This window comes from Bradyrhizobium sp. LB11.1 (assembly GCF_040549385.1).
Lineage (GTDB): Bacteria > Pseudomonadota > Alphaproteobacteria > Rhizobiales > Xanthobacteraceae > Bradyrhizobium.
On sequence record NZ_JBEPTH010000003.1, the window covers coordinates 145,066 to 168,480 of the forward strand.

Genomic DNA, 23,415 nt, shown 5'->3' on the forward strand with positions numbered 1-23,415 from the left:
TCGCGAGCAGCCTTCGGCCTGACTCCTCTCCGTCATGGAGGTCGCGATCTCTTTTCCTTGCACTCGGCCAATATCCAGTCGCGGAACGATGTCATCGCGTGCGACAGCCTTTTTGATTTCAAGGACGAGAGCCAATACGATCCGAGATGGACTTGACTGTCATAGGGGCAAGCCAGCCGCTTGCGCGCTAGATCACCCGAAAACAAGGCGACCGGCAACAGCGCCACCCCGGCGCCCTGCGCTGCCGCGTGCGCCAAGGAGACTGATGAATCGAATGTCGGACCGGTCATCCGGGGTTGCCTGCATTCCGCCACGTCGAACCATTGCGCCCACTCGCCCGCACGATATGAGCGCAACAGCACCTCCTTATGGAGGTCGACCGGGTTCTTGAGTCGTTTCGCGATAGTCGGCGCGCACATTGGCGTGAAATGGGCATCGACAAGGCGCTCGGCGTTCGTTCCGTGCCATGCGCCGTCGCCAAATCGAATGGCGTAGTCCAGCCCTTCGCCGCCGAGGTCCACGCGATTGTTATTCGCGAAGATCCTGATGTCGATGTTCGGATGGCTCGAGGTGAAGCTCTTGAGACGCGGGAGGAGCCAGCCGGACGCGAACGTCCCAACCACGCCAACCGTCAGCGTTTCGCGCATACGACCGTTCTCGAACCGGTCCAGGACCTGGTTGATCTGGCCAAACGCATCCGAGATTGCGGGCTGCAGTGCCTCGCCTTCTTCCGTGAGCGCCAGCCCTCGGGTCAATCGCCTGAACAGCTTCACGCGCAGGCTGTCTTCCAGAACCCGCACCTGCTGGCTCACGGCAGCCTGCGACACCCGAAGTTCCAGACCGGCCTTGGTGAAGCTGAGATGGCGAGCGGCCGCTTCGAATGAGCGGAGCGCGTTCAGCGGCAGACTGGAAATGTTGGCAGGGCGGCGGGCCACGTCTGATCCAAGTTTTGCTTATGGATGGCCTTACGAACCATCGTTTGTCAATTGCCGGAGCACGACGCAAAACCTGCCCGCAATTCACGGGAGATCTCGATGCTTACACGACGTCAGTTCGGCTCATCGGCATTTGCGGTCGCCGGAAGCCTCTTGCTGCCGAACGTTGCGGGTGCTGCGTCGGGCGGAACAGCCCCGCTCATCAAAGCCATCGAACAGCTGGAACTGAAGAGCGGAGGCCGGCTCGGGGTCTCTGTGCTCGATACGACAACGGGAGTTCCGATTCATCACAAGGGAGACGAACGCTTTCCCATGTGCAGCACGTTCAAGCTGCTGGCGTCGGCAGCCATACTCAAAGACGCGGGCAACAAGCTGGAACGCCTTGAACGGCGCGTTCGTATTGAGCAGGCCGACATTGTCGAGAACTCGCCCCTGACCCGCGAGCGTGTCGGTGGAGAAGGAATGTCGCTTCGCGAACTTTGTGACGCCGCCATTACCATGAGTGACAACACGGCCGGTAACGCGCTTCTGAAAAATATTGGCGGTCCCGCCGGGTTGACCAGCTTTGCACGTCACCTCGGCGACAAGGTGACACGATTGGATCGAATTGAAACCGAACTGAACGAGGCCACGCCGGGCGACCCCCGCGACACGACAACCCCAAATGCGATGGCGGCAAATCTGAGACGCCTGCTGCTGAGTGATGCGCTCCTCCCGGAAGGCCGCGATCAGCTCGCCAAATGGCTCATCGCGAACAAGACGGGAAATAGCCGTTTACGCGCCGGCCTACCGCAAGACTGGCGTGTGGGCGACAAGACTGGAGCAGGCGAACACGGCACCACCAATGACGTCGCCATCGTATGGCCGCCTGAGCGTTCGCCGATCATCATCGCAGTCTACCTTACCGGCGCCGCACTCGATGCGAATGGGCGAAACGATGTGATTGCATCTGTTGGACGTGAGATCGGCAACAGCTTGGGTTGACAATCGCGTCGACCGCCCTCACCCCGCCCGCGCCGCGCGCCGCAGCGCTTGCGGCGGCTGGCCGAAGGCGCGGATGAAGGCGCGGCGCATGCGCTCGGGGTCGCCGAAGCCGGTCGCCTCTGCCACGAGCTCGATTGCTTCGCGTGACGACTGCACGCGCTCGCGCGCGACCTCGATCCGCAACCGCTCGATCGCCTTGGACGGCGTCGTGCCGGTCTCGGCGGCAAAGGCGCGGGCGAAATGTCGCGCGCTCATGCCGGCGCGGTCGGCGAGGTTTTCCACCGTCAGCGGCGCGTCGAGATTTTCCCGCGCCCAGGACAGCAGCACGCCGAAGCGGCCGTTCGGCGTCTTCAGTTCCAGCAGCGAAGAGAACTGCGACTGGCCGCCGCTGCGGCGATGATAGAGCACGAGCTGGCGCGCGGTCGCCTGCGCGATCTCCTCGCCATGATCCTCGGTGACCATTGCGAGCGCGAGGTCGATGCCGGCGGTGATGCCCGCCGATGTCCAGATATTGCCGTCGCGGGTAAAGATGTGGTCCGGCTCGAACTTGATCTTCGGATAGCGCGCGACGAAATCGCGCGTGCGGCCCCAATGCGTGGTGGCGCGGCGGCCGTCGAGCAGGCCGGCCTCGGCGAGCACATAGGCGCCCGAGCAGACGCTAGCGATCCGTACGCCGCGCCTGGCCAGCCGCTGCACGAAGGCGAGCGTGGCCGGACAGCGCGCCGCTGCCGAGACGCCGGCGCCACCCGCCACGACCAGCGTCGTGATAGCGTTGGCCGATTTGAAATCGCGCGCCATCATCTCGACGCCGGAGGACGAGCGCACGGCGCCTGCGTTCACCGCCAGCACGCGGAGCGAAAGCGCCTTGTCGCTGGCACGTGCCGCGATCTCGAACACCGAGATTGGGCCGGCCGCGTCGAGCAACTGAAAATCCGGGAAGATCAGGATGCCGATCATGCCTATGTCCGAAAGCGAGGGAAATACGTCATTTCGGACAGCAGAGCATCATGCCAGTTTGCGCCCGTCAAGCTTTTCAATGGAGGCTCCCATGTCGGCACCGCTCCAAATCGGACTCCTGGTGTTTCCGCGCGTCACCCAGCTCGACTTCACCGGGCCTTTGCAGGTGTTCTCGTCGGTGCCCGGCGCGACGGTGCACCTGATCTGGAAAACGCACGATCCCGTGCCGAGCGACTCTGTGCTGATACTGAAGCCGACCGTCACGTTCGCCGACTGCCCGCAACTGGATGTGATCTGCATTCCCGGTGGCTTCGGCACCGATGCGCTCCTCAATGACGAGGAAACGCTCGATTTCGTGCGCAAGCAGGCTGCAGGCGCCAAATACGTCACCTCGGTCTGCACGGGATCGCTGGTGCTGGGCGCGGCCGGGCTATTGAAGGGCTACAACGCGGCCACCCATTGGAGTGCGATGGAGATGCTGACGCTGTTCGGTGCAACGCCCACGAAGACGCGCGTTTGCATCGATCGAAACCGGGTGACCGGCGGCGGCGTCACCGCCGGAATCGATTTCGCCTTGAAGCTGGTGTCATTGCTGGTCGATCGCACCACCGCAGAGGCCATCCAGCTCCGCCTCGAATACAACCCCGCGCCGCCCTTCAATGCCGGCTCACCGGAGACGGCTCCAGCCGAGGTGCTCGCACTGATGAAGGAGCGCGTCGCGCCATCGCAGGCGCGGCGTCTTGATGCCGCCAAGCGCGCCGCCGAGCGGGTGATGTAGCCATCTCTCGTGTCCCGGATGCGGTGCAGCGTGTAACGCTGCGCCGCTGAGCCGGGACCCAGAAAGCCACACCACACGACACCGAGACATGGGCCCCGACTCAGCAGCGCATCACTCCGTGCTGCGCTGCGTCCGGGGCACGAGACCGGGGCTTGGCGCAAACGATATCAACATCGTCATTTGCGAGTGAGGCGATGTTGCTGACACGACGCTGTCAGGAGCCTGTGGGGATAATTGGGATCGCGACAGGCAATCGCTACCTCTTGCTGGTCGCGCGCACAGGAGGACTGACCATGGCGCGATACCGGCTGCACTGTGTCGGAGCTTCGGGCAATTCGTTCAAGGTCGCGCTATTCCTCAGCTGTGCCGGCCTCGACTGGGAGCCCGTCGGCGTCGACTTCGCCGGCGGTGAGACCCGCAGCCCCGACTGGCGGGCCACAACCAACGTCATGGGCGAGGTCCCGGTGCTGGAGATCGACGGCCGGCAGATGAGCCAGTCGGGTGCGATCCTGCTGTGGCTCGCCGAAACTCACGGCGTGTTCGCTCCGACGCACAAAGAGACTTTCGAGACGGCGCGCTGGCTGCTGTTCGACAACCACAAATTCACGGGGAATTTTGCGCCGCACCGGTTTCAGCGCTGCTTCATGCCGGAGCCGGCCCACCCGGCCGTGCTCGCTTTTCTGCGCGCGCGGACCGAGAGCGCATTCTCGATCGTCGATCGACATCTCTCCGACCGCCGCTTCATTTTGGGCGACCGGCCGACGATCGTCGATTTCTCGCTGCTCGGCTATTTGTACTATCCGGCGGAAGAGACGGGTTTCGATCTCGCCGCGACCTTCCCGGCCATCGATGCCTGGCGCCGGCGCGTCGCCGAACTGCCGGGCTGGAAGCCGCCTTACGAGATGATGCCGGTCGGCAACTCCCCGCCCCTGCATCTCCATCTCTGGAAGCGGAAGCGCTGATGGGCGGCCGCATTCTCGGCCTTCTTGTCCCGGACGCGGTGCAGCGTGCAACGCTGCTCCGCAGAGCCGGGACCCAGAAGCGGCACTGGATGCGGTTAAATGGGCCCCGGCTCTGCAGCGCACCGCTACGCGCTGCGTCCGGGGCACGAGACCATCATACGGCTCCAACAGAAAAAGGCCGCTCGGTCTCCCAAGCGGCCTTTCCTGCCTCACGGCGGCGCACATTCTCATCGGGCGATGTCGGAGCTTCCAGACCGGGGGCCTATCTCCCGATCGAGTCCTTCCTCGGCGGCCGCTGCATTTCGGGACAGTCGCGAACTGTTGCCCGAACCGAACGCGATGGTCTCCCATCTCCGTAAGATGCGTTCATTGAGCCGCATCGCCAGTGCAGGCGCAACGCCCGCGCAAGCAACATCCCCGCTGTTCCCGTTGTCCACAGCGGCGTTAGGCGGATGCGTGTGCATCCAACGTGAACGGGGAATGTGTCGGCTTAGCCGGGTGTCCAGGGCTGATAGTCGCCGGTTGCCTTCGGCCGCTTGCCGCTGGCGAGCGTCGAGCCGGACGGCCGGTAGGCCTTCGCCGTGCCGGTGAGATTCGGCTGGTGCGGCTTTTCCCACTCGCGCGGCTGGTAATTGTCCTGAGTCGGCGGCACGTCGACGGTGTGATGCATCCAGCCGTGCCAGGACGGCGGAATGCGGCTCGCTTCCGCATAGCCATTATAGATCACCCAGCGCCGCTCGAAGCCGAGCGTCGGGTCGATCTTGCCACCGGCCGTGCGGTAGTAGCGATTGCCCTGCTCGTCCTGGCCGACCAGCTCCCCGAACCGGCGGGTCCAGAGTTGCGTGCCAAAGGTCTGGCCGTTCCACCATGTGAAGAGCTTCAGGAAGAATTGTTTCATGCGCCAAGGGCCCTGCTTCGTGGGTCCTGATGCCATCCGGACGGCCAAATGTCCAGTTCGGCCGGTGTGGCCGTGCCAAGCCCAAACGCGGAGACACGGTCATTCGGACCGCCGCAAATCGGTCGTGATCCGTTCATGCCAGGTACAGCGGCGACAGGGAAATCTGCACCTTATGCGTAAACCGGCGTGTTCCAAGGAACTCTAGCCCTTTCAAGGGATTTGCTTCCGGGAATAAGGAGTCTGAACATGAACAGTCTGAGAATTTTGAGTGCGGCCGCAGCGCTTGCGCTGGTTCTACCGATGGCAACCCCAAGCTTCGCCCAGGGCCATGGTGGCCACGGCGGAGTTGGTGGCGGCGGTGGCCATATGGGTGGCGGCGGTGGCCACATGGGCGGCGGCGGTGGAGCTCACTTCGGAGGTGGCGGCGGTGCTCATTTCGGCGGTGGCGGCGCCCGCATGGGTGGCGGCGGCGGCAATTTCGCGGCCAGCGCAGCCGCGCGCCCGAGCGGCGGAGCCGGCTTTAATGGTGGCGGCCGCAACTTCGCGGCAGCCGGGGGCCATTGGAATGGTGGCGGCGGCCACTGGAATGGTGGCGGCGGCAATTGGCATGGTGGCGGCTGGCGTCGCCACGGCGGCGGCTTCTGGCCCGGCGTCGCGGCCGGTGCGGCGATCGGGGGCCTCGGCTCGTACGCCTATTATGGCGGCGGCTATTACGATGACCCCTCCTACTATGGCGACAGCTATTATGACGATTCATCAGTGGCTGTGGTACCGGACAGCGGAGATGATTCCGCAGGCTATTGTGCGCAACGCTTTAAGTCGTACGACCCGGCCTCCGGCACCTATCTGGGCTATGATGGCCAGCGCCATCCGTGCCCGTAACGCGGTCTGAAAACCAGCATTCATGGGCGGCGCCGACCATCGGCGCCGCTCATGTGTTTTGGCCTCACGGCGAGGTTCCAGTTTTCGATTGAGCGACCGTCACGGTGCGCTCGCGAATCCAGAAGCTGGCGCAAAGCACGGTGAGAACGATCGCATGAGCGCGCATGAACGGCGCGCCCATCGTCGATACGTCCCGCGATCATGTTCGCTGAGGTCTTGCACGTCTCGCTGCGAACGCAGTCCATGACGTGCAATTCGGGCATCGCAGATTCTCCGGGATTGCATCAACCTGTCATTGAAATCCGAAGGAATTCATCTGCCACCCGGAACCTGCAGAGGCGCTATGCATTCCGCCGTGCATATCTACTGCGGCCCAATCCAAAATTGACCCGGCGCACGATTCGCCTATATCACCAATCGCTGTGGGGACTTCGATCTGCTGGGAAAGGTCATGCCGCGTATTCTCGTGGTCGACGACGATCCGATGGTCGGCGCGACCATCGAGGTTCTGCTCCTGCGTCAGGGCTTCGATGTCACGCTCACCGACGGAGGCGAAACGGGGCTTGCTGCGCTGGAAGCGCAGACGTTTGATGTGATGCTGGTTGATATCTTCATGCCGCATATGCGCGGCTTCGAATCCATCCGCATCTTTCACGAGCGTGCGCCGGCGATTCCGTTGATCGCCATGTCGGGCTACGCCTTCGCCTCATCCGCCTCGCCCTCCCCGGATTTCCTCCGCATGGCGCTGGAGCTCGGTGCTGCACGCTGCCTGCGCAAGCCGTTCACGCCAGAGACGCTGTTGACGACAATCCGGGAATGCCTCGGCGAGATCGCGCCGCCGAAGGACCAGAAAGAGGCCCCTTGAATTCCTCGCAGCGCGTCATTCTCGGTGCTGGACTTGCCGTCCTCCTGCTCATCACCGCCGCCTCGATCGGACTCGACGTCAAGTCGCGGGCGGATTCGGCCTGGGTCAAACACACGGTCGAGGTCCTGAAGAAGATCTCGGAGGTGCGCCTCTGGGTCAGCCGCGCCGAGAGTGCCGCACGGGGCTACGAGATTTATCGCACCGCAAGTTTTCTCGAGGAATTCCAGGCTGCACGAAGCCGTATGACGCCGGCGCTGGCCGATCTCAAGATCGCGATCGGCGACAATCCCGATCAGGTACGGCTGTTCGAGGCAACCGAACCTCTGATCACGCGGCGCCTGGACGTGGCCTCCGGGGTAATCAAGCTGCGCGCGAATGACGATCAGGCGGGGGTCGAGGCCTTGGCGGGCCGCGCCGAGGGCCGCGGCCTGATGGAGACCCTTACCGCCAATCTCGAGCAACTGGCCGCGGGCGAAGAGAAATTGCTGACCGCGCGCGAAGCGGATTCGCGCCGCACCGGCATCGTGCTGCTCGGTATCGACGTGATCGGCGCGCTGGTGATCCTGCTATTGGTGCTGATCGTCATGCGCGAGAGCCAGCGGAACACGGTCGCGCTGAAGAGCACGCTGCTGGAAACCACCGCGGCCAATCAGCAACTCGAAGCCGCGGTCGCGGAACGCACCGAGCATCTCGTGACCGCCCATGACGAGCTGCGCCTGTCGGTCAACGTGCTCCAAAGCACGTTCAGCAGCATGGCGGAGGCGGTGCTGGTGATCGACGCCGAGGGCACCGTGCTTCTGTCCAATCCGGCAGCGGAGCGGATGCTGCTGCATCGGACCGGCATGAGCCTGCGCAATCTGCGCGCGCTGTCCGACGTCTTCCACGGCGACGGCGTCACGCCGCTTGGGGCCGACGAGCTGCCGTCCGTGCGCGTGCTGCGCGGCGACGCGTTCGAAAATCTCGAGATGATCGTCCGCCCGCACAGCGGCGGCACGCTCCGCCATCTCATGATCAGCGGCCGGCCGATGCACGACGGGCAAGGCAACGTCTCCGGCGCCGTGCTGGTCTATCACGACGCGACCTCGTCGCGCGAAACCGAGCGGCAGTTGCAGCAGTCGCAGAAGCTCGATGCCATCGGAAAGCTGACCGGCGGCGTCGCACACGACTTCAACAACATGCTGACCGTGATCTCGGGCAATACCGAGACGCTGGTGGCAAGCCTGAAGGAGCAGCCGGAGCTCCAGCGCACCGCGCGCCTGATTGACGATGCCGCCGAACGCTGCGCCGAGCTGATCCAGCACCTGCTGGCGTTCGCGCGCAAGCAGCCGCTCCAGCCGCGGGACGTCGAGATCAACGCCGCCATCGCCGATATCACCAAGCTCTTGCGCCCCACCCTCGGCGAGCAGATCCAAATCGAGACGGCCCTGCAGCAGGGACCGATGACCTCGCACATCGATCCGTCAGGGCTCACCAATGCCGTGCTCAACATGGCGATCAACGCCCGCGACGCCATGCCGAACGGCGGCAAGCTCCTGCTCGAGACCCACCGGGTGGTGCTGGACGAGGCCTACGCGCAGGCCAACGCCGACGTGCGGCCGGGCCCCTACGTCATGTTCGCCGTCAGCGACACCGGCACCGGCATGCCGCAGAGCGTCCAGGATAAAGCGTTCGAGCCGTTCTTCACCACCAAGGAGGTCGGCAAGGGCTCGGGTCTCGGCCTCTCCATGGTCTACGGCTTCGTCAAGCAGTCCGGGGGCCACATCAAGATCTACAGCGAGGACGGCCACGGCACCACGATCAAGCTCTACCTGCCCCCGGGCGAAGGCACGACGGAAGCGGCTGCGGCGATCGCGCCGCAGGCGGAAGGCGGCGCCGAGACCATTTTCGTGGTCGAGGACGACACGCTGGTGCGAAACTTCGTCATCGCGCAGCTCCAGAGCCTCGGCTACAAGACGGTCGCCGCAGGTGACAGCCGCGCCGCGCTGCAATTGATCGAGGCCGGCCAGACCTTCGACCTGCTCTTCACCGACGTCGTCATCCCCGGCGGCATGAGCGGACGCGAGCTCGCCGACGAGGTCGCCAAGCGCCGGCCGGGCCTCAAAGTGCTCTACACCTCCGGCTACACCGACAACGCCATCGTCCACCACGGCAAGCTCGACGACGGCGTGATGCTGTTGACAAAACCCTATCGCCGCAACCAGCTCGCCGAGATGATCAGGAAGGCATTGGGTGGCGGCGGGATGGCGGCGGGCTAACGCGTCGCCAGCACCACGGCCGCGAGCGTAAAGATCAGCGATGCGATCTGGCCCGGCCCGAGCGGCTCGTGCAGCGCAAGCGCGGACGCCACGACGCCAATCACCGGCACCGCCATCGTCCCGATCGCCGCGACCGAGGCCGGCAGGCGCGCGAGTGCTGCGAACCAGCTGACATAGGCGATGCAAAACTGCACGACGGTCGAATAGACCAGCAGCCACCAGCCGACCGGCGTCACCTTGTCCAGATGCGAGGTCTCGATCAGGAGGCCGATGATCGAGATCGGCAGGCAGCCGATTCCGATCTGCCAGGCGGCGGCCGTGACCGGCGGCAGGTGGATCGGATACTTCTTCGAGAACACCGTGCCGACGGCGAAGCCGATCGCACCGCACAGCGCCATGATGATGCCCGGCAGCTTCTCCGCGCTGGCGGCAATGCCGTTGCCGCCCATGATCGAGGCGAGCCCCGCAAAGGCCATCACCAGCGCCAGCGTGCGCAGCACGGTCGGCCGCTCGCCGAGCACGGGCCAGGCGATCAGCGAGGCCCAGACCGGCATGGTGTAGGCGATCAGCGCCGCCTCGCTCGCCGGCAGCCAGAGCAGCGCCAGCCCCATCAGCACCATCCAGCCGGTGACGTTGAGGATGGCGGCCGTGATCAGGCGCGGCCAGATCCCGGGCGGGACCTTCAGGCTGTTGCCGCGGACCAGCGCGAGCGCGGCCAGCAGCACGGCGCCGAGCACGCCGGTCACCCCGCGCAGGGTCAGCGGCGGCAGTTCACCGAGCAGGAACTTCGTCACCGGCCAATTGAAGCCCCAGCCGATCGAGGTGATGGCGAGGAACATCAGGCCGGCCGGGGCGATGCGCGGTCGCAGCACCGGCCGAGTCGAATCAAGCATGTGGGTATCCGGCAGAAATCGGGGTCAGATTGGCGCGGATTTGGGCCCCGCACCACCACCCCGGCAGGCATGCCTGCCCTCACCGTCCGTAGCCCTACGTGAGTCCCGCCCACGCAACCCCGCGCCTCAAAAATATACCTGCCCTGTGAACAGCGGGATGAAGCCTTGGGAACACCACGGGATGCAAATTTTTTCGGTTGGGAATCCCTGAGGACTCACTGATACTTGGCCCAACAACAGGTGAGGGCTTGCCCCCTGTTATCCCCCGCAATCCACCATATTTAGTATTTGATTCAGGAACTCGCACTAGTTCTTGACGGGCGCAATGGAGAGTCCTAGTTTTCGATCCGTTCGGCGCGAGTGAGTTTGCGTCCCGCCGGCACTCCCCCAAAGGGTCCGCAAAACTGCACTCCGCCAAGCCAGACGAAGGCAGCGGGATGAGGGCTTGTCTGCCCGCAGTGAGCTGACTTTTCGGGCGCCAGAACGGGCCGGCAACAGGCTCGGAAGGCAACAGTAGACGTTGTGACGGTGTGGGGCGTTTGAACGCATGTCGGGCTCATCGCTTTGGGGCGGATGGGCCTGGACATGCCGGCGGGTGATCGATGCGCGCATCGATGAATCGCGTCGGGAGAAAACTGGGCCGGATCCACCGGCTGAACTGCGGTGCCTTTGGGCCGATGAGGCCTGGGTGGAAACGCGAAACGAAATGTCGACCGGCACGCCTGAACGGAGGCGGTTCGGCCAAAGAATAGGACGGGGCAAGACCATGCGGATTGAGCGGCGCCACACCACCCAGGGACAGTCACCTTATGCGGGAATCGAATTCCGCCTGACCACGTCGGAGATCAGGAATCCCGACGGCTCAGTCGTGTTCAAAATGGACGGCGTCGAGGTCCCGGCCGCATGGTCGCAGGTCGCCTCCGACGTGCTCGCCCAGAAGTATTTCCGCAAGGCCGGCGTCGCCGCGCGCCTGAAGAAGGTCGAGGAAGAGTCCGTCCCCTCCTTCCTGTGGCGCTCCGTGCCCGACACCGAAGCCCTGGCCCTCCTGCCCGAGAAAGAGCGCTTCGTCAGCGAACTCTCGGCAAAGCAGGTGTTCGACCGCCTCGCCGGCTGCTGGACCTATTGGGGCTGGAAGGGCAATTATTTCTCCTCCGACGCGGACGCCCAGACCTTCTACGACGAGCTCCGCTACATGCTGACCATGCAGATGGTCGCGCCGAACTCGCCGCAATGGTTCAACACCGGGCTTCATTGGGCCTATGGCATCGACGGCCCCGGCCAGGGCCATTATTACGTCGACCCCTTCACCGGCAAGCTGACCAAGTCAAAATCGGCCTACGAGCATCCGCAGCCGCACGCCTGCTTCATCCAGGGCGTCGGTGACGATCTCGTCAACGAGGGCGGCATCATGGACCTCTGGGTCCGCGAAGCGCGCCTGTTCAAATACGGCTCCGGCACCGGCTCCAACTTCTCGCGCCTGCGCGGCGAAGGCGAAAGGCTCTCGGGCGGCGGCCGCTCGTCCGGCCTGATGAGCTTCCTCAAGATCGGCGACCGCGCGGCGGGCGCGATCAAGTCGGGCGGCACCACGCGCCGCGCCGCCAAGATGGTCGTGGTCGATGCCGATCATCCGGATATCGAGACCTATATCGACTGGAAGGTGAAGGAGGAGCAGAAGGTTGCCGCCCTCGTCACGGGCTCCAAGATCAACCAGAAGCACCTCAAGCTGGTGCTGAAGGCCTGCGTGAACTGCGAAGGTTCGGGCGACGATTGCTTCGATCCCGAGAAGAACCCGGCGCTCCGCCGCGAGATCAAGCTCGCGCGCCGCAGCCTCGTGCCCGACAATTACATCAAGCGCGTCATCCAGTTTGCCAAGCAGGGCTACAAGGACATCCAGTTCGACGTCTATGACACCGACTGGGATTCCGAAGCCTACCTCACGGTCTCCGGCCAGAACTCCAACAACTCGGTCTCGCTGAAGGACGACTTCCTGCGCGCTGTCGAGACCGACGGCGACTGGAATCTCGTGGGACGCACCACCAAGAAGATCACCAAGACGCTGAAGGCGCGCGACCTCTGGGAAAAAATCGGTTACGCCGCCTGGGCGTCGGCCGACCCGGGCCTGCACTTCAACACCACCATGAACGACTGGCACACCTGCAAATCGTCCGGCGACATCCGCGCGTCCAATCCGTGCTCGGAATACATGTTCCTGGACGACACGGCGTGCAACCTCGCCTCCGCGAACCTGCTGACCTTCTACAACACCGACACGAAGCAGTTCGACGTCGCCGGCTACGAGCACCTCTGCCAGCTCTGGACCATCGTGCTCGAAATCTCGGTGATGATGGCGCAGTTCCCGTCCCGCGCGATCGCCGAGCTCTCCTACGAGTTCCGTACGCTCGGCCTCGGCTACGCCAACATCGGCGGCCTCCTGATGACCATGGGTCTGTCGTATGACAGCAAGGAAGGCCGTGCGCTCTGCGGCGCGCTGACCGCCGTGATGACCGGCATCACCTACAAGACTTCGGCCGAGATGGCTGCCGAACTCGGCACCTTCCCCGGCTACAAGAAGAACGCCGCGCACATGCTGCGCGTCATCCGCAACCACCGCCGCGCCGCGCATGGCGAGGTGAGCGGCTACGAGGCGCTCAGCGTCAGCCCGGTGCCGATGGACCTCGTCTCCTGCCCGCAGGCCGACCTGGTCAGCCACGCGCAGGCCGCCTGGGATGCGGCGCTCGAGCTCGGCGAGAAGCACGGCTATCGCAACGCCCAGACCACGGTGATCGCGCCCACGGGCACGATCGGCCTGGTCATGGATTGCGACACCACCGGAATCGAGCCTGATTTTGCGCTGGTGAAGTTCAAGAAGCTCGCCGGCGGCGGCTACTTCAAGATCATCAACCGCGCGGTCCCCGCCGCGCTGCGTGCGCTCGGCTATCGCGAAGCCGATATCGCGGAGATCGAGGCCTACGCCGTCGGCCACGGCTCGCTCTCCAACGCGCCCGGCATCAACGCCTCGACGCTGAAGTCGAAGGGCTTCACTGATGAGGCGATCGCCAAGGTTGAGAAGGCGCTGCCGACCGCCTTCGACATCAAGTTCGCCTTCAACAAGTGGACCTTTGGCGAGGACTTCATCCGCGACCAGCTCGGCATCGGCGCTGAAGCAATCGCGGCCCCCGGCTTCGACCTGCTCCAGGCCGTCGGCTTCACCAAGCGCGAGATCGAGGCGGCCAACGTCCACATCTGCGGCGCGATGACGGTCGAAGGGGCCCCGCATCTGAAGGCGGAACATTACTCCGTGTTCGATTGCGCCAATCCCTGCGGCAAAATTGGAAAACGCTATCTGTCGGTCGAGAGCCACATCCGCATGATGGCGGCGGCCCAGCCCTTCATCTCGGGCGCGATCTCAAAGACCATCAACATGCCGAACGACGCCACTGTCGAGGACTGCAAGTCCGCCTACATGCTGTCGTGGAAGCTGGCGCTGAAGGCCAACGCGCTCTATCGCGACGGCTCGAAGCTCTCGCAGCCGCTCAACTCGCAGCTCATCAGCGACGATGAGGACGAGGACGATGCGGTCGAGGCGCTCTACGAGAAGCCGATGGCGGCGCGGACCGCCCAGGTTTCGGAAAAGATCGTCGAGAAGCTGGTCGAGCGCATCATCGTGATGCGCGAGCGCGAGAAGATGCCGGATCGCCGCAAGGGCTACACCCAGAAGGCGGTCGTCGGCGGCCACAAGGTTTACTTGCGCACCGGCGAATATGACGACGGCCGCATCGGCGAGATCTTCATCGACATGCACAAGGAAGGCGCGGCGCTGCGCTCCTTCATCAACAACTTCGCCATCGCGGTGTCGTTGGGTCTGCAGTACGGCGTGCCGCTCGAAGAATATGTCGACGCCTTCACCTTCACCCGCTTCGAGCCGGCGGGCCCTGTGCAGGGCAACGACAGCATCAAGTACGCGACCTCGATCCTCGACTACGTCTTCCGCGAACTGGCGGTGAGCTACATGTCGCGCTTCGACCTCGCCCATGTCGATCCGACCGAGTCGAACTTCGACGCGCTCGGCAAGGGCGTCGAGGAAGGCAAGGAGCCGGAGGAGCCGAGCCACCAGGCGACCAGGCTGGTCTCGCGCGGCCTCACCCGCTCCCGCACCGACAATTTGTTCGTGATGCGCAGCGGCTCCGCCGCGGTCGCATCCGGCAATGACAGCGCGCCTGCCGGCGGCAGCAAGGTCACCTCGCTCGCCTCCCACGGTGCCACCGCCCGCGGCGCCGGCGATACCAGCGAAGGCGCGGTCGCGCTGAAGCAGGAGGTCAGCCACGACCTCTCTCCCACGGAGAAGCTAGAGGCGCTCCAATGGAGCAAGTCCGGCAGCGCCGCGCAGACCGCCGTGCCCTCCAAGGCCGAGCGCCGCGCGGAAGCCAAGGCCAAGGGCTACGAAGGCGAGATGTGCGGTGAGTGCGGCAACTTCACGCTGGTGCGGAATGGGACTTGTATGAAGTGCGATACCTGCGGGTCCACGACGGGGTGTTCGTGAGTTGAGGGCGAATTGTAACGCACCTCAAAAGGCTGCATTCCACCCCAATAAATCGCGCGATGCACCCCGATTAAGTGTAACGCGCGGTGCAACCGGCGGCATAGTGAGCTTGGGCTTATGCCGAAGATGCGAGCACTCCGGAAGTACAACCGGGTGCAGTTGATTATGCCGACTGACGAGATGGAGGCGGACGGTGCGGCGACGACCATAAAGCGCCCCCGAATAACAGGCCCCCTACCTCGGTTGGGTGCCGTTTCCCGGCCTTCTAAGCGCCGGCAGTGACAACAAAGGATCGCGGCGAGCCATCGGCTTCGCCGCGATATCGGCAACCGAACGAAACATGAATCAAGCGAGCTTCAACGAGCGCGGCCTCTTAAGGCTGAACGTTGAGCGACCTCTGGATGCGAAGCATGACGACAGTTTTCGTAGCGTATGCCTCAGGGAACGACTTTCATTCCAACCTCATCAAGAAGGCTTGCGAGGCTGCGAGCACGCCGGATCGTCGGGTAATTCCTTGGAGCGATCTCGACACTTCGGGGGCGCCGATCGCGCGCTCCGTCGAAAGTTGGGTCGAGGACGCCGACTCGTTCGTAGCCGACGTCTCCAAGGTCAACCACAACGTGACTTACGAATTGGGGTTCGCGATAGGTCTTGGGCTGCCGACAAGACTGATCCGCTCGACCCACGAAAACTTCCAGCCCGTCCGCGATATCGGACTGCTCGACACGCTCGGCTACGACGGGTACGACTACGAACGACCGCTGACCAAGATACTCGGCAAAGCCGACGAAACTTCGCGCTGGGGCGACGTAGCCAAACACAAAGATCAGCCGCTTTTCATCCTGCAGCCATCGACGCCGACAGACTCAAGCCTTCGGACGACGAGCGCCGTCAAGAAGATCGCTCGCATCAAGTTTAGGAATTCCAATCCGGCGGAGATCAGCCGGCTAAACGCCAGCGAGGCATACGAGAACGTCGTGAGTTCGTTCGGCGTCATCGCATTCTGGATGGACGGCACGTCGGACGAGGCGATGCGCAACAACCAGCGGGCCGCGTTCATCTACGGAATCGCTCAAGGGCGCGGGATTCCCGCCCTTCTCGTCGCGCACGAATCCCTGTCGCTACCGCTCGATGTCCAGGATAAGGCCGACCGGTGGTGGAAGCTCGAAGATATCGACAACCTTATCGCTGCGTTCAGGACGACTGTGGCCGACGCGCAGAACGAATTCGTGACCGTCAAACAGCAAACCGACGGCTTGCTGGAACGCCTAAGTTGTGGAGATCCGGTTGCTGAAAACGAAGCAGCGGCGCTCGCAGATCATTTTCTGGAGACCGACGCTTACCGTAGAACGCTCGGCGGAGAAGCCAACGTTCTGGTAGGCCGTAAGGGAAGTGGCAAGACAGCCGTCTTCCTCCAGGTCCGCGATCGCACGCGGGCCAGGAAAGAGAATATCGTAATCGACCTGATCCCTGACGGACATCAGCTCGTCAAGATGAAGGAATTCATACTCGACAAACTGAGCCGTGGGACGCGAAAAGAGGTTATCGCGGCGTTCTGGGAATACGTTCTCTGGCTCGAGATCGCCTACAAGCTCCTCGAAAAGGATCAGGTTAGGGCTTTCAGAGATCCGCGGCTGCTCCCCGGCTACAACAAGCTCAAAGGCCTATTCGAGTCGCGGGTCGACACCGGCGTCGGCGATTTCTCCGAGCGCCTCAAGCGGCTATCCCAGAATGTGATCGATCGTTTCGGGAAAAGCAGCATCGTAAACGACGACCTGCAGCAAATCGACTCTAGCAAGGTCCTGGAGGCGATCTACGGAGAGGACGTCCGGAAGCTGCGCGAGGAGGTCCTTGGGTACCTGAGGCTGAAAGGTGTCGTGTTCTTCCTGTTCGACAACCTCGATCGCTTCTGGACGCCCGGCGGCTTCACGGACGACGACGCGCTGATCGTCATCGGCTTGGCGGAATCCATGCAGGAGATCGCCCGGAAATTCAGTCGACAAAAGCTGGATTTCTCCTGGGCTATCTTCGTCCGGAGCGACGTTTACGAATTCCTGGTCCGTGGGATGGCGGATTACGGCAAGCTTGCTGTCCAAAGCTTGGAATGGACAGATCGAGCCCTGATGAAGACGCTTTTCGAAGACCGGCTCCGGTCGAGCGCCTCGCAGATCACCGGGGACTGGTCGACGATCTGGTCGCGGGCCTCGGTCTCGACCGTCAAGGGCAAGCCGGTGCTGGATTTCCTCATCGACGGCAGCCTGATGCGTCCGCGGTATCTCATCCGCCTGTTCGAGACCGCTCGACGCCGTGCCTTGACGTTCGGCCGCGATCGGATTGAGGAAGAAGATTACTGTCAGGCGCTGACCGAACTCGGCTGGCAAGTGCTGGAAGACCTAGATCGCGAGATCTCGGATCTTGTCATCCACGGCGCAAGCCTTCTGTTCGAGATCGTGCAACAAAAGAACGGGCTGACGCGCGGGAAAATAAAATATATCGCAGGCAAGAAAATTCAGAATAGCGAAGACGTCGACAAGCTGATCGACGTGATGCTCTGGAACGGAAGCCTGGGCGTGCTCGACAACGGGGCGCCCCGGTACATCTTCGATGTGGGATACAAGCGGCAGTACCTCGCCTCCCTCATCCGGGACGACGACACCGTCGAGTTCGTGCTCCATCCGACGTTGGTTGCAACCGGGGGCTAACCGATCGCCGCGTAGTCGCGGCGCCTGGCTGCTTCGGTCGGCCGCGAATTCACTTTTGCAGCTTGTAGGTGCCGTTCAGCCACCCCTTCAGCAATTCTTGGGTCACCTTCGAGACGTTCGTTCCCTGTCGAATCGCCTCGATCTTCGCCTCCTTGATCACGTCCTCTTGGATGATGGCTGTGAGCGGCTTCTTCCCTGCGGGCGCGCGGGGGCCGCTCCTGCTGGTCTGTGACTTTGCCGGTTCAGAACCCCCACCTAGGGCAACATGACCCGCTGCGGCGGGCTGTTCCGGGAGGCGCTTGCGGCATGTGTAGTGAATGCCGGGTACTGAGGAGCTCAAGGCCGCCGGCGTGAAGTCGGCACTCGATCTGGAGACGGTAGAACGATTTACATCAAACAGGTTGTTAACACCATATCGACAACCAAAGTTTGACAGCGCGCTTCAGTCTGAACTCGGCCGCGCCTGGGTCATGACAACGATTGTCGCCGCCCAGTCGGCCGAGGCCCGGGCCAACGGCGAGGGGCTGATCCGGACGGCGGACAAGCTGCTCGCGGAAAGCTGGAACGAGCGCATGTGGGCCCCCCCGTCGATCAGGCCATCAACGGCGGCTATGCCTGGCTTGAAATCGAATGCTCGCGATGCAAGACGAAGCGGGAGGTCGATCTGGCCGCGCTGCGCCAGCCGCCAACGACGGCCGTCCACGATCTTGCGAGCCGGCTCCGCTGCAGCAAATGTACTAAGGCCGGCCGACGTCCCGCCGCAACCCTCCTGCAATTGACGCCCCGCCCCCACCAGGCCGCTCCGGAAACCTGAGATGTGCAACCTTTACAGCATGACCAAGAACGTCGACGCGATCCGACGATTGTTCGGAGCCCTCAACAGCAGCGTCGGCAACTTACCCACCATGCCCGGCATCTTCCCGGACTATCCGGCGCCGATCGTCCGGAACGCGGCCGGCGGTCGCGAGATCGTCATGGCGCGGTGGGGCATGCCGAGCTCGCAGCGGGCGCTGATGGACGCGACCAAGAAGCGCGCCGAAAAGCTGCAAGCCAAGGGCAAGACCGTCGACTTCAAGGAACTGCTCCGGATGGAGCCTGACTCTGGAACGACCAACATCCGCAACGTGAACAGCGCGCACTGGAAGCGGTGGCTCGGTCCGGAGCATCGCTGCCTGGTGCCGTTCACCTCGTTCAGCGAGTACGACACCATCGACGGCAAGAAGGTACCGGTCTGGTTCGCTCCGGACGAAAGCCGGCCGTTGCTCGCCTTCGCCGGCCTCTGGACCAACTGGACGTCGGTCCGCAAGGCCAAGGAAGGCGAGGTCACCGCCGACATCTACGCTTTTCTCACGACGGAGCCGAACGCCGAGGTGAAGCGCGTGCATCCGAAAGCGATGCCGGTGATCCTGACGACAGCCGAAGAGTACGACGTCTGGTTGCGCGCGCCGTGGGACGAGGCCAAGGTGCTGCAGCGGCCGTTCCCGGACGGCGCGCTGCGGATCGTCGCCAGCGGCGAAAAGGAAGACCCGGGACCGGCGACGTAGCCGCGGGACACGCGCTGCGGATAAGTGCTGAAAAACCTTCACGAGCAGACAGGGAGACGAACTTGTTCCAACTAATCGAATTGCCCCAGGGTGCCTCGGGCTATGTGCACCTGTCGACCGCCGCGGCCTGGCAAGCCTGGATACGGAAATGTTTGCCCGACGGCCTGCATGAGGACGTGCGGCTGCGTCTGATCTCGAATCTCAAGCACGTCTTGGTCGCGCTGGAGATGAAGGCCGCACTGATCGTCCCGCACGCTAAGCGGGGCAGGCTTCTGTTCGAATCCTACTTCCACATGCTCAATTTCGAATTCTGCGTCGGCACGTTCTCGGTATGCGAGGGTCTCGGCTCCGCGCTCTGGCTGAGGGAAAGCGGACTGGACGGGTCGAAGGCCGAACGCATCGGCATCGAGCAGTGGAAGGCGTCCCTGGAAAAGAAGTTCGATCCCGAGAAGGAGCACGGCCTCGCCGCGGACGTCGACAGCGTTAAGGGCGTCAGGGACAAGCTTCACCAGGATAAGCTAGGCGCCCGCGAGAATATCGACTGGCACGCGTTCTCATACGACAGGGCGTTCACGCCGGCGGCGCGCGCGATGCGATCTCTGCTGCGCACGAACGCCGACGAGGTGCCGAAAGAGACGAACCTAACTGCCGAGTAAACCATGCGTCTCGCCAAACTTAGCATCCGGAATTTTAGAAACTTCCGCGCGATAGACGTTCCGCTTTCCGGGAACGTCGTGGTTCTGGGAGAAAACCGCGTCGGGAAGAGCAATCTGCTGTTCGCGATCCGACTCATTCTGGATCCGGCCCTACCGGACGCGGCCCGTCAACTCAGGCTGTCCGATTTCTGGGACGGCTGCGCTCCGAACTATGACGATCCGATCGAAGTGCACCTCGAGCTCGCCGACTTCATGGGAGATCCGGCGCTCGTCGCCCTATTGACCGACTTCAGAACGCCACTCGATCCGACGACTGTCCGGCTGAGCTACGTCTTCCGCAAGAAGGCCGGGGTGACGGGCGTCCCGCAGACCAGCACCGACTTCGACTTCGTCGTGTTCGGTGGTGGAGACGAGACCCGCGCCGTGCCTGGCCGCGTACGCCGGAGGGTCGCGATCGACGTCCTGGACGCCTTGCGCGACGCCGAAAATCAGCTGGCGAGCTGGCGAAATTCGCCTCTCCGTCATCTACTGGAGGAAGCCGTCATCGCCATTCCGTCGGCGGATCTGGGCGCAGTGGCTGCGGAGCTCGACAAGGCCACGGAGGCGTTGGAGAGCTTTCCGACGATCAAGGCGCTCGAAGACGAATTGAGGGCGGGTATTCTTCACTTGTCCGGTAAGGCGCACGACATCGATGCCAGGCTTAGGTTTGCTCCCTCCGATCCGCTGCGGCTCTTCCGGGCGATCGCGATGTTCATCGATGGAGGAAGACGGGGGATAGCCGAAGCCAGCTTGGGGTCGGCCAACGTGGCGCTGCTCGCGTTGAAACTCGCGGAATTCGCCTGGCGCCGCAAAAAGAACGACCGGAATTTCTCGCTTCTGTGCATTGAGGAGCCCGAGGCGCACCTGCATCCGCAACTGCAGCGATCAGTGTTCAAGAAGCTATTCGGCGGTGCCGATCCCACGCAGGCGCTGATCGTGACGAGCCATTCGCCGACGCTGGCCGCGGTGACTCCCTTGCGGTCGATCATACAGCTGAGAGGTCGAAACGGCGCAACGGAAGCGTTTTCACTGGCGGCACTCCCGGTCGGCGCGGACCAACTCGATGATCTCGAGAGCTATCTGAACGCGACCCGCGCGGAGCTACTTTTCGCCCGGGGCGTGCTCTTCGTCGAAGGCGACGCGGAGGAAGCCTTGGTTCCAGTGTTCGCGCAGTCGATGGGGCGGCCGCTGGACGAACTCGGGATCACGGTCTGCAACGTAGCGGGCATCAATTTCAGCCCTTATGTCAAGCTCGCCGAGTCCCTGAGCCTGCCTTATGCCGTGATCACCGATTGGGATCCGCTGGACGGATCGAAACCGCCATTGGGCCGAAAACGGACGATCGATCTTTGGCAAGACATGCTCGAGGTACGTCGGCAACCCAAGCTGACACCGGTTCAACTGGCGGAGTTCGAAACCAAAACCTTTGCCAAGTTCGCGCCCGCGGCGGCCAATTCGGGCGTCTTCCTGAACGATCGAACTTTCGAGGTGTCAATCGCCAACACGTCAGCGCTTCTGAATCCGCTCCTCGACATTCTCGACCAACAGGGATTCGGTTCGACGCGAACCAACCGGATCGCTGCTTGGCGCGCCGGCGCGGCACCAGTGGATCCGACGCAGCTGCTCGCGATGATCGCCGATATCGGCAAGGGACGATTGGGCTCGAGATTGAGCAGGAAAATGATCGGTCTTTCTCCGCCACAATACATCGCCGACGCGATCACGAATGTGGCTAACCGTGTCTGATCCCCGTCGTCTTCTCGGGGCGCTCAAGGAACTCGAGGGCAACCCCGAGCAGCTCGCCGCCGCCCGCGAAACCGGGCACTGCGTGGTCTTGGCCGGCCCGGGCAGCGGCAAGACCAAGACCCTCACGACAGCCATGGCGCGGGCCCTGGTGAAGGACGTAGTCGATCCCCGCGGCGTGGCCTGCATCACCTACAGCAACGAGTGCGTCGCCGAGCTTGAGGCCCGTCTGTCGACGCTCGGAATAGGCACTGGCGACCGTGCTTTCATCGGTACGGTCCACGGGTTCGCGTTGAGCCAGGTCATCTCGCCCTATGCGCGCTGCGTTCCGGTCGGCCTGCCCGCAGACTTCAAGGTCGCGACGCGGGCGCAATCGCGCGCCGCTGTGGAAGCAGCCCATGCAGCCGTGATCGGTGGCGCCGAAGATCCGCATCGGCGCTGGCAGTTTGCCGTCGAGAAGCGGCGACGCGACGTCGATCGCAGCCGGCCGGAATGGAGAGGGCAGAATCCCGAACTGACGAACTTCATCGAGGCTTACGAAGCGGAACTGCGAAATCGAGGGCTCATCGACTACGACGACATGCCGCTCCTCGCCTACCGCATGATCAAGGAATACGGGTGGATACGGGATGCCATCAGGGCGCGCTTCCCGGTATTGTTCGTCGACGAATATCAGGATCTAGGTCATGCGCTGCACGAGCTCGTCCTGCTGCTCTGCTTCGGCGGAGGCATCCGATTGTTCGCGGTCGGCGACGCAGACCAATCGATCTATGGATTCAACGGCGCCAACCCGGACCTTTTGGCGAGCCTTACGGAGCGCGCGGATGTCCGAACGATCCGACTGCGCTTCAACTACCGGTCCGGCAAGAAGATCATCAGGGCCTCGCTCGGTGCACTCGGCGAGGAGCGTGACTATCGGGAAATCGATGGGGCGCCCGACGGGGAGTTGGCGTTCTACGCCGTCCCGCTCGGTCTGGATCAGCAGGCGCAGACCATCGCCACGACCATCATTCCGAATATTCTCGCGAAGGGCATCCCGCCGGGCGAGATCGCCGTCCTGTATCGGGCGGGTTGGCATGGTGACAAGGTCGCTGAGGCCCTGAGAGAGGCGGACATTCCCTTCGTCCGGGCAGATCCTAAGGGACTGGTTCGACGAGGATCGCGGCTTGCTTGCTTCATAGAGGACTGCGCGCGCTGGGCGACTGGCGGATGGCGGAATGCCGATCCTCCCTACAGCCGTTTGCTCGCACGCGCCTCCGCGCTCGTCTACGGACGCACCGCGGGCGACCACGAAGTGCAGGAGCTATCGGACCGTCTCATCGCTTTCTTGAATTCTTCCATCGGCACCGGAGAGACCACGCACGTTTGGCTGCAACGATACCAACGTGAGTTGATCGAACCGTGGCAGGCGATCACGCGCAACTCGGAACAGGATTGGGATGTCTGCCCCGAGATGATCTCGAACACCGATCCGGCGAACGATCTCGACATGCCGCTCAACCGTTTCGCCGGACGCGTCGAAGGTGCAGGACGCGTCACTTTGACTACCCTGCACAGCGCGAAGGGACGGGAATTCGACGCCGTCGTCATGTATGGCGTCAACTCAGCCGATCTCCCGAACAACAGAGATAAACAGACGCCGCACGGTCTTCGAGAGGCGCGTCGAAGCTTTTACGTCGGCGTCACACGTCCTAGGAAGTCGCTGAGCCTGGTATTCCAGGAGCACCACCATTCACCTTGGGTATACGAACTCGCGCAGCGAAGCGAGAGCTAGGTGCCCAA

At 63.3% G+C, this 23,415-nt stretch carries 16 protein-coding genes and 1 pseudogene; 13 read left to right on the forward strand and 4 right to left on the reverse strand.

Features of this window, described 5'->3' with window-relative positions; all coding sequences use genetic code 11:
• Positions 1-32: 32 nt before the first annotated feature.
• Positions 33-935 carry a LysR substrate-binding domain-containing protein gene (locus tag ABIA96_RS08400; RefSeq protein ID WP_354136575.1) on the reverse strand — a complete coding sequence of 301 codons (903 nt, stop codon included), beginning with the start codon at positions 933-935 and terminating at the stop codon, positions 33-35.
• 99 nt (positions 936-1,034) lie between these two features.
• On the opposite strand from ABIA96_RS08400, the gene bla reads away from it, so the two are divergent.
• Positions 1,035-1,919, forward strand: a complete 885-nt coding sequence (gene bla, locus ABIA96_RS08405) for a class A beta-lactamase (protein ID WP_354136576.1) — start codon at positions 1,035-1,037, stop codon at positions 1,917-1,919.
• 18 nt (positions 1,920-1,937) lie between these two features.
• Here bla and ABIA96_RS08410 read toward each other — a convergent pair whose 3' ends face one another.
• Positions 1,938-2,876, reverse strand: a complete 939-nt coding sequence (locus ABIA96_RS08410; RefSeq protein WP_354136577.1) for a GlxA family transcriptional regulator — start codon at positions 2,874-2,876, stop codon at positions 1,938-1,940.
• Positions 2,877-2,967: 91 nt separating this feature from the next.
• Here ABIA96_RS08410 and ABIA96_RS08415 point away from each other — a divergent pair, with 91 nt between their 5' ends.
• A complete protein-coding gene (locus ABIA96_RS08415; protein ID WP_354136578.1) occupies positions 2,968-3,654 on the forward strand; it encodes a DJ-1/PfpI family protein in 687 nt (228 codons plus the stop codon).
• A gap of 293 nt (positions 3,655-3,947) precedes the next feature.
• Complete coding sequence (locus ABIA96_RS08420) at positions 3,948-4,616, forward strand: glutathione S-transferase family protein (protein ID WP_354136579.1); 669 nt, start codon at positions 3,948-3,950, stop codon at positions 4,614-4,616.
• Between the two features lie 490 nt (positions 4,617-5,106).
• Here ABIA96_RS08420 and ABIA96_RS08425 read toward each other — a convergent pair whose 3' ends face one another.
• The gene (locus ABIA96_RS08425) at positions 5,107-5,514 is read right to left on the reverse strand and encodes an NADH:ubiquinone oxidoreductase subunit NDUFA12 (protein ID WP_354136580.1); all 408 of its coding nucleotides are present in this window, start codon (positions 5,512-5,514) and stop codon (positions 5,107-5,109) included.
• Positions 5,515-5,760: 246 nt separating this feature from the next.
• Between ABIA96_RS08425 and ABIA96_RS08430 the strand changes: the two genes are divergently transcribed.
• From ABIA96_RS08430 to ABIA96_RS08440, 3 genes are all read left to right on the forward strand, one after another.
• Positions 5,761-6,396, forward strand: coding sequence for a BA14K family protein (locus tag ABIA96_RS08430; protein ID WP_354136581.1), 636 nt, complete (start codon positions 5,761-5,763; stop codon positions 6,394-6,396).
• 451 nt (positions 6,397-6,847) lie between these two features.
• Entirely contained in the window at positions 6,848-7,261 is a 414-nt protein-coding gene (locus ABIA96_RS08435) for a response regulator (RefSeq protein WP_354136582.1), read from the forward strand.
• Positions 7,258-9,516 (forward strand): CHASE3 domain-containing protein, encoded by a 2,259-nt coding sequence (locus tag ABIA96_RS08440; RefSeq protein WP_354136583.1) that lies wholly within the window; start codon positions 7,258-7,260, stop codon positions 9,514-9,516. The genes ABIA96_RS08435 and ABIA96_RS08440 overlap by 4 nt, the downstream gene beginning before the upstream one ends.
• Here the strand turns inward: ABIA96_RS08440 and ABIA96_RS08445 are convergent.
• Complete coding sequence (locus tag ABIA96_RS08445; RefSeq protein WP_354136584.1) at positions 9,513-10,409, reverse strand: DMT family transporter; 897 nt, start codon at positions 10,407-10,409, stop codon at positions 9,513-9,515. The genes ABIA96_RS08440 and ABIA96_RS08445 overlap by 4 nt on opposite strands.
• 766 nt (positions 10,410-11,175) lie before the next feature.
• Between ABIA96_RS08445 and ABIA96_RS08450 the strand changes: the two genes are divergently transcribed.
• The 7 genes and pseudogenes from ABIA96_RS08450 (at position 11,176) to ABIA96_RS08480 (ending at position 23,407) form a co-directional block, all read left to right on the forward strand.
• Positions 11,176-14,949 carry a vitamin B12-dependent ribonucleotide reductase gene (locus tag ABIA96_RS08450; RefSeq protein ID WP_354136585.1) on the forward strand — a complete coding sequence of 1,258 codons (3,774 nt, stop codon included), beginning with the start codon at positions 11,176-11,178 and terminating at the stop codon, positions 14,947-14,949.
• Between the two features lie 410 nt (positions 14,950-15,359).
• Positions 15,360-17,651: a P-loop ATPase, Sll1717 family gene (locus ABIA96_RS08455; protein ID WP_354136586.1), complete on the forward strand. Its 2,292-nt coding sequence runs from the start codon at positions 15,360-15,362 to the stop codon at positions 17,649-17,651.
• Between the two features lie 401 nt (positions 17,652-18,052).
• A pseudogene (locus ABIA96_RS08460) lies at positions 18,053-18,465 on the forward strand (zinc ribbon domain-containing protein).
• A 1-nt stretch (position 18,466) separates the two neighbouring features.
• Complete coding sequence (locus ABIA96_RS08465; RefSeq protein WP_354136587.1) at positions 18,467-19,195, forward strand: SOS response-associated peptidase; 729 nt, start codon at positions 18,467-18,469, stop codon at positions 19,193-19,195.
• Between the two features lie 152 nt (positions 19,196-19,347).
• Entirely contained in the window at positions 19,348-19,851 is a 504-nt protein-coding gene (locus ABIA96_RS08470; protein WP_354136588.1) for a hypothetical protein, read from the forward strand.
• A 3-nt stretch (positions 19,852-19,854) separates the two neighbouring features.
• Complete coding sequence (locus ABIA96_RS08475; RefSeq protein WP_354136589.1) at positions 19,855-21,636, forward strand: ATP-dependent nuclease; 1,782 nt, start codon at positions 19,855-19,857, stop codon at positions 21,634-21,636.
• Positions 21,629-23,407, forward strand: a complete 1,779-nt coding sequence (locus tag ABIA96_RS08480; protein WP_354136590.1) for an ATP-dependent helicase — start codon at positions 21,629-21,631, stop codon at positions 23,405-23,407. The genes ABIA96_RS08475 and ABIA96_RS08480 overlap by 8 nt, the downstream gene beginning before the upstream one ends.
• The last annotated feature ends 8 nt before the right edge of the window (positions 23,408-23,415 follow it).

What these genes read in the sequence shown, in the direction of transcription:
- ABIA96_RS08430 (WP_354136581.1), top strand. Translation starts at nt 5,761, where the DNA reads ATGAACAGTCTGAGAATTTTGAGTGCGGCCGCAGCGCTTGCGCTGGTT.
- ABIA96_RS08445 (WP_354136584.1), bottom strand. Translation starts at nt 10,409, where the DNA reads ATGCTTGATTCGACTCGGCCGGTGCTGCGACCGCGCATCGCCCCGGCC.
- ABIA96_RS08410 (WP_354136577.1), bottom strand. Translation starts at nt 2,876, where the DNA reads ATGATCGGCATCCTGATCTTCCCGGATTTTCAGTTGCTCGACGCGGCC.
- ABIA96_RS08425 (WP_354136580.1), bottom strand. Translation starts at nt 5,514, where the DNA reads ATGAAACAATTCTTCCTGAAGCTCTTCACATGGTGGAACGGCCAGACC.
- ABIA96_RS08475 (WP_354136589.1), top strand. Translation starts at nt 19,855, where the DNA reads ATGCGTCTCGCCAAACTTAGCATCCGGAATTTTAGAAACTTCCGCGCG.
- ABIA96_RS08455 (WP_354136586.1), top strand. Translation starts at nt 15,360, where the DNA reads ATGACGACAGTTTTCGTAGCGTATGCCTCAGGGAACGACTTTCATTCC.
- ABIA96_RS08435 (WP_354136582.1), top strand. Translation starts at nt 6,848, where the DNA reads ATGCCGCGTATTCTCGTGGTCGACGACGATCCGATGGTCGGCGCGACC.
- ABIA96_RS08420 (WP_354136579.1), top strand. Translation starts at nt 3,948, where the DNA reads ATGGCGCGATACCGGCTGCACTGTGTCGGAGCTTCGGGCAATTCGTTC.
- ABIA96_RS08465 (WP_354136587.1), top strand. Translation starts at nt 18,467, where the DNA reads ATGTGCAACCTTTACAGCATGACCAAGAACGTCGACGCGATCCGACGA.
- ABIA96_RS08415 (WP_354136578.1), top strand. Translation starts at nt 2,968, where the DNA reads ATGTCGGCACCGCTCCAAATCGGACTCCTGGTGTTTCCGCGCGTCACC.
- bla (WP_354136576.1), top strand. Translation starts at nt 1,035, where the DNA reads ATGCTTACACGACGTCAGTTCGGCTCATCGGCATTTGCGGTCGCCGGA.
- ABIA96_RS08450 (WP_354136585.1), top strand. Translation starts at nt 11,176, where the DNA reads ATGCGGATTGAGCGGCGCCACACCACCCAGGGACAGTCACCTTATGCG.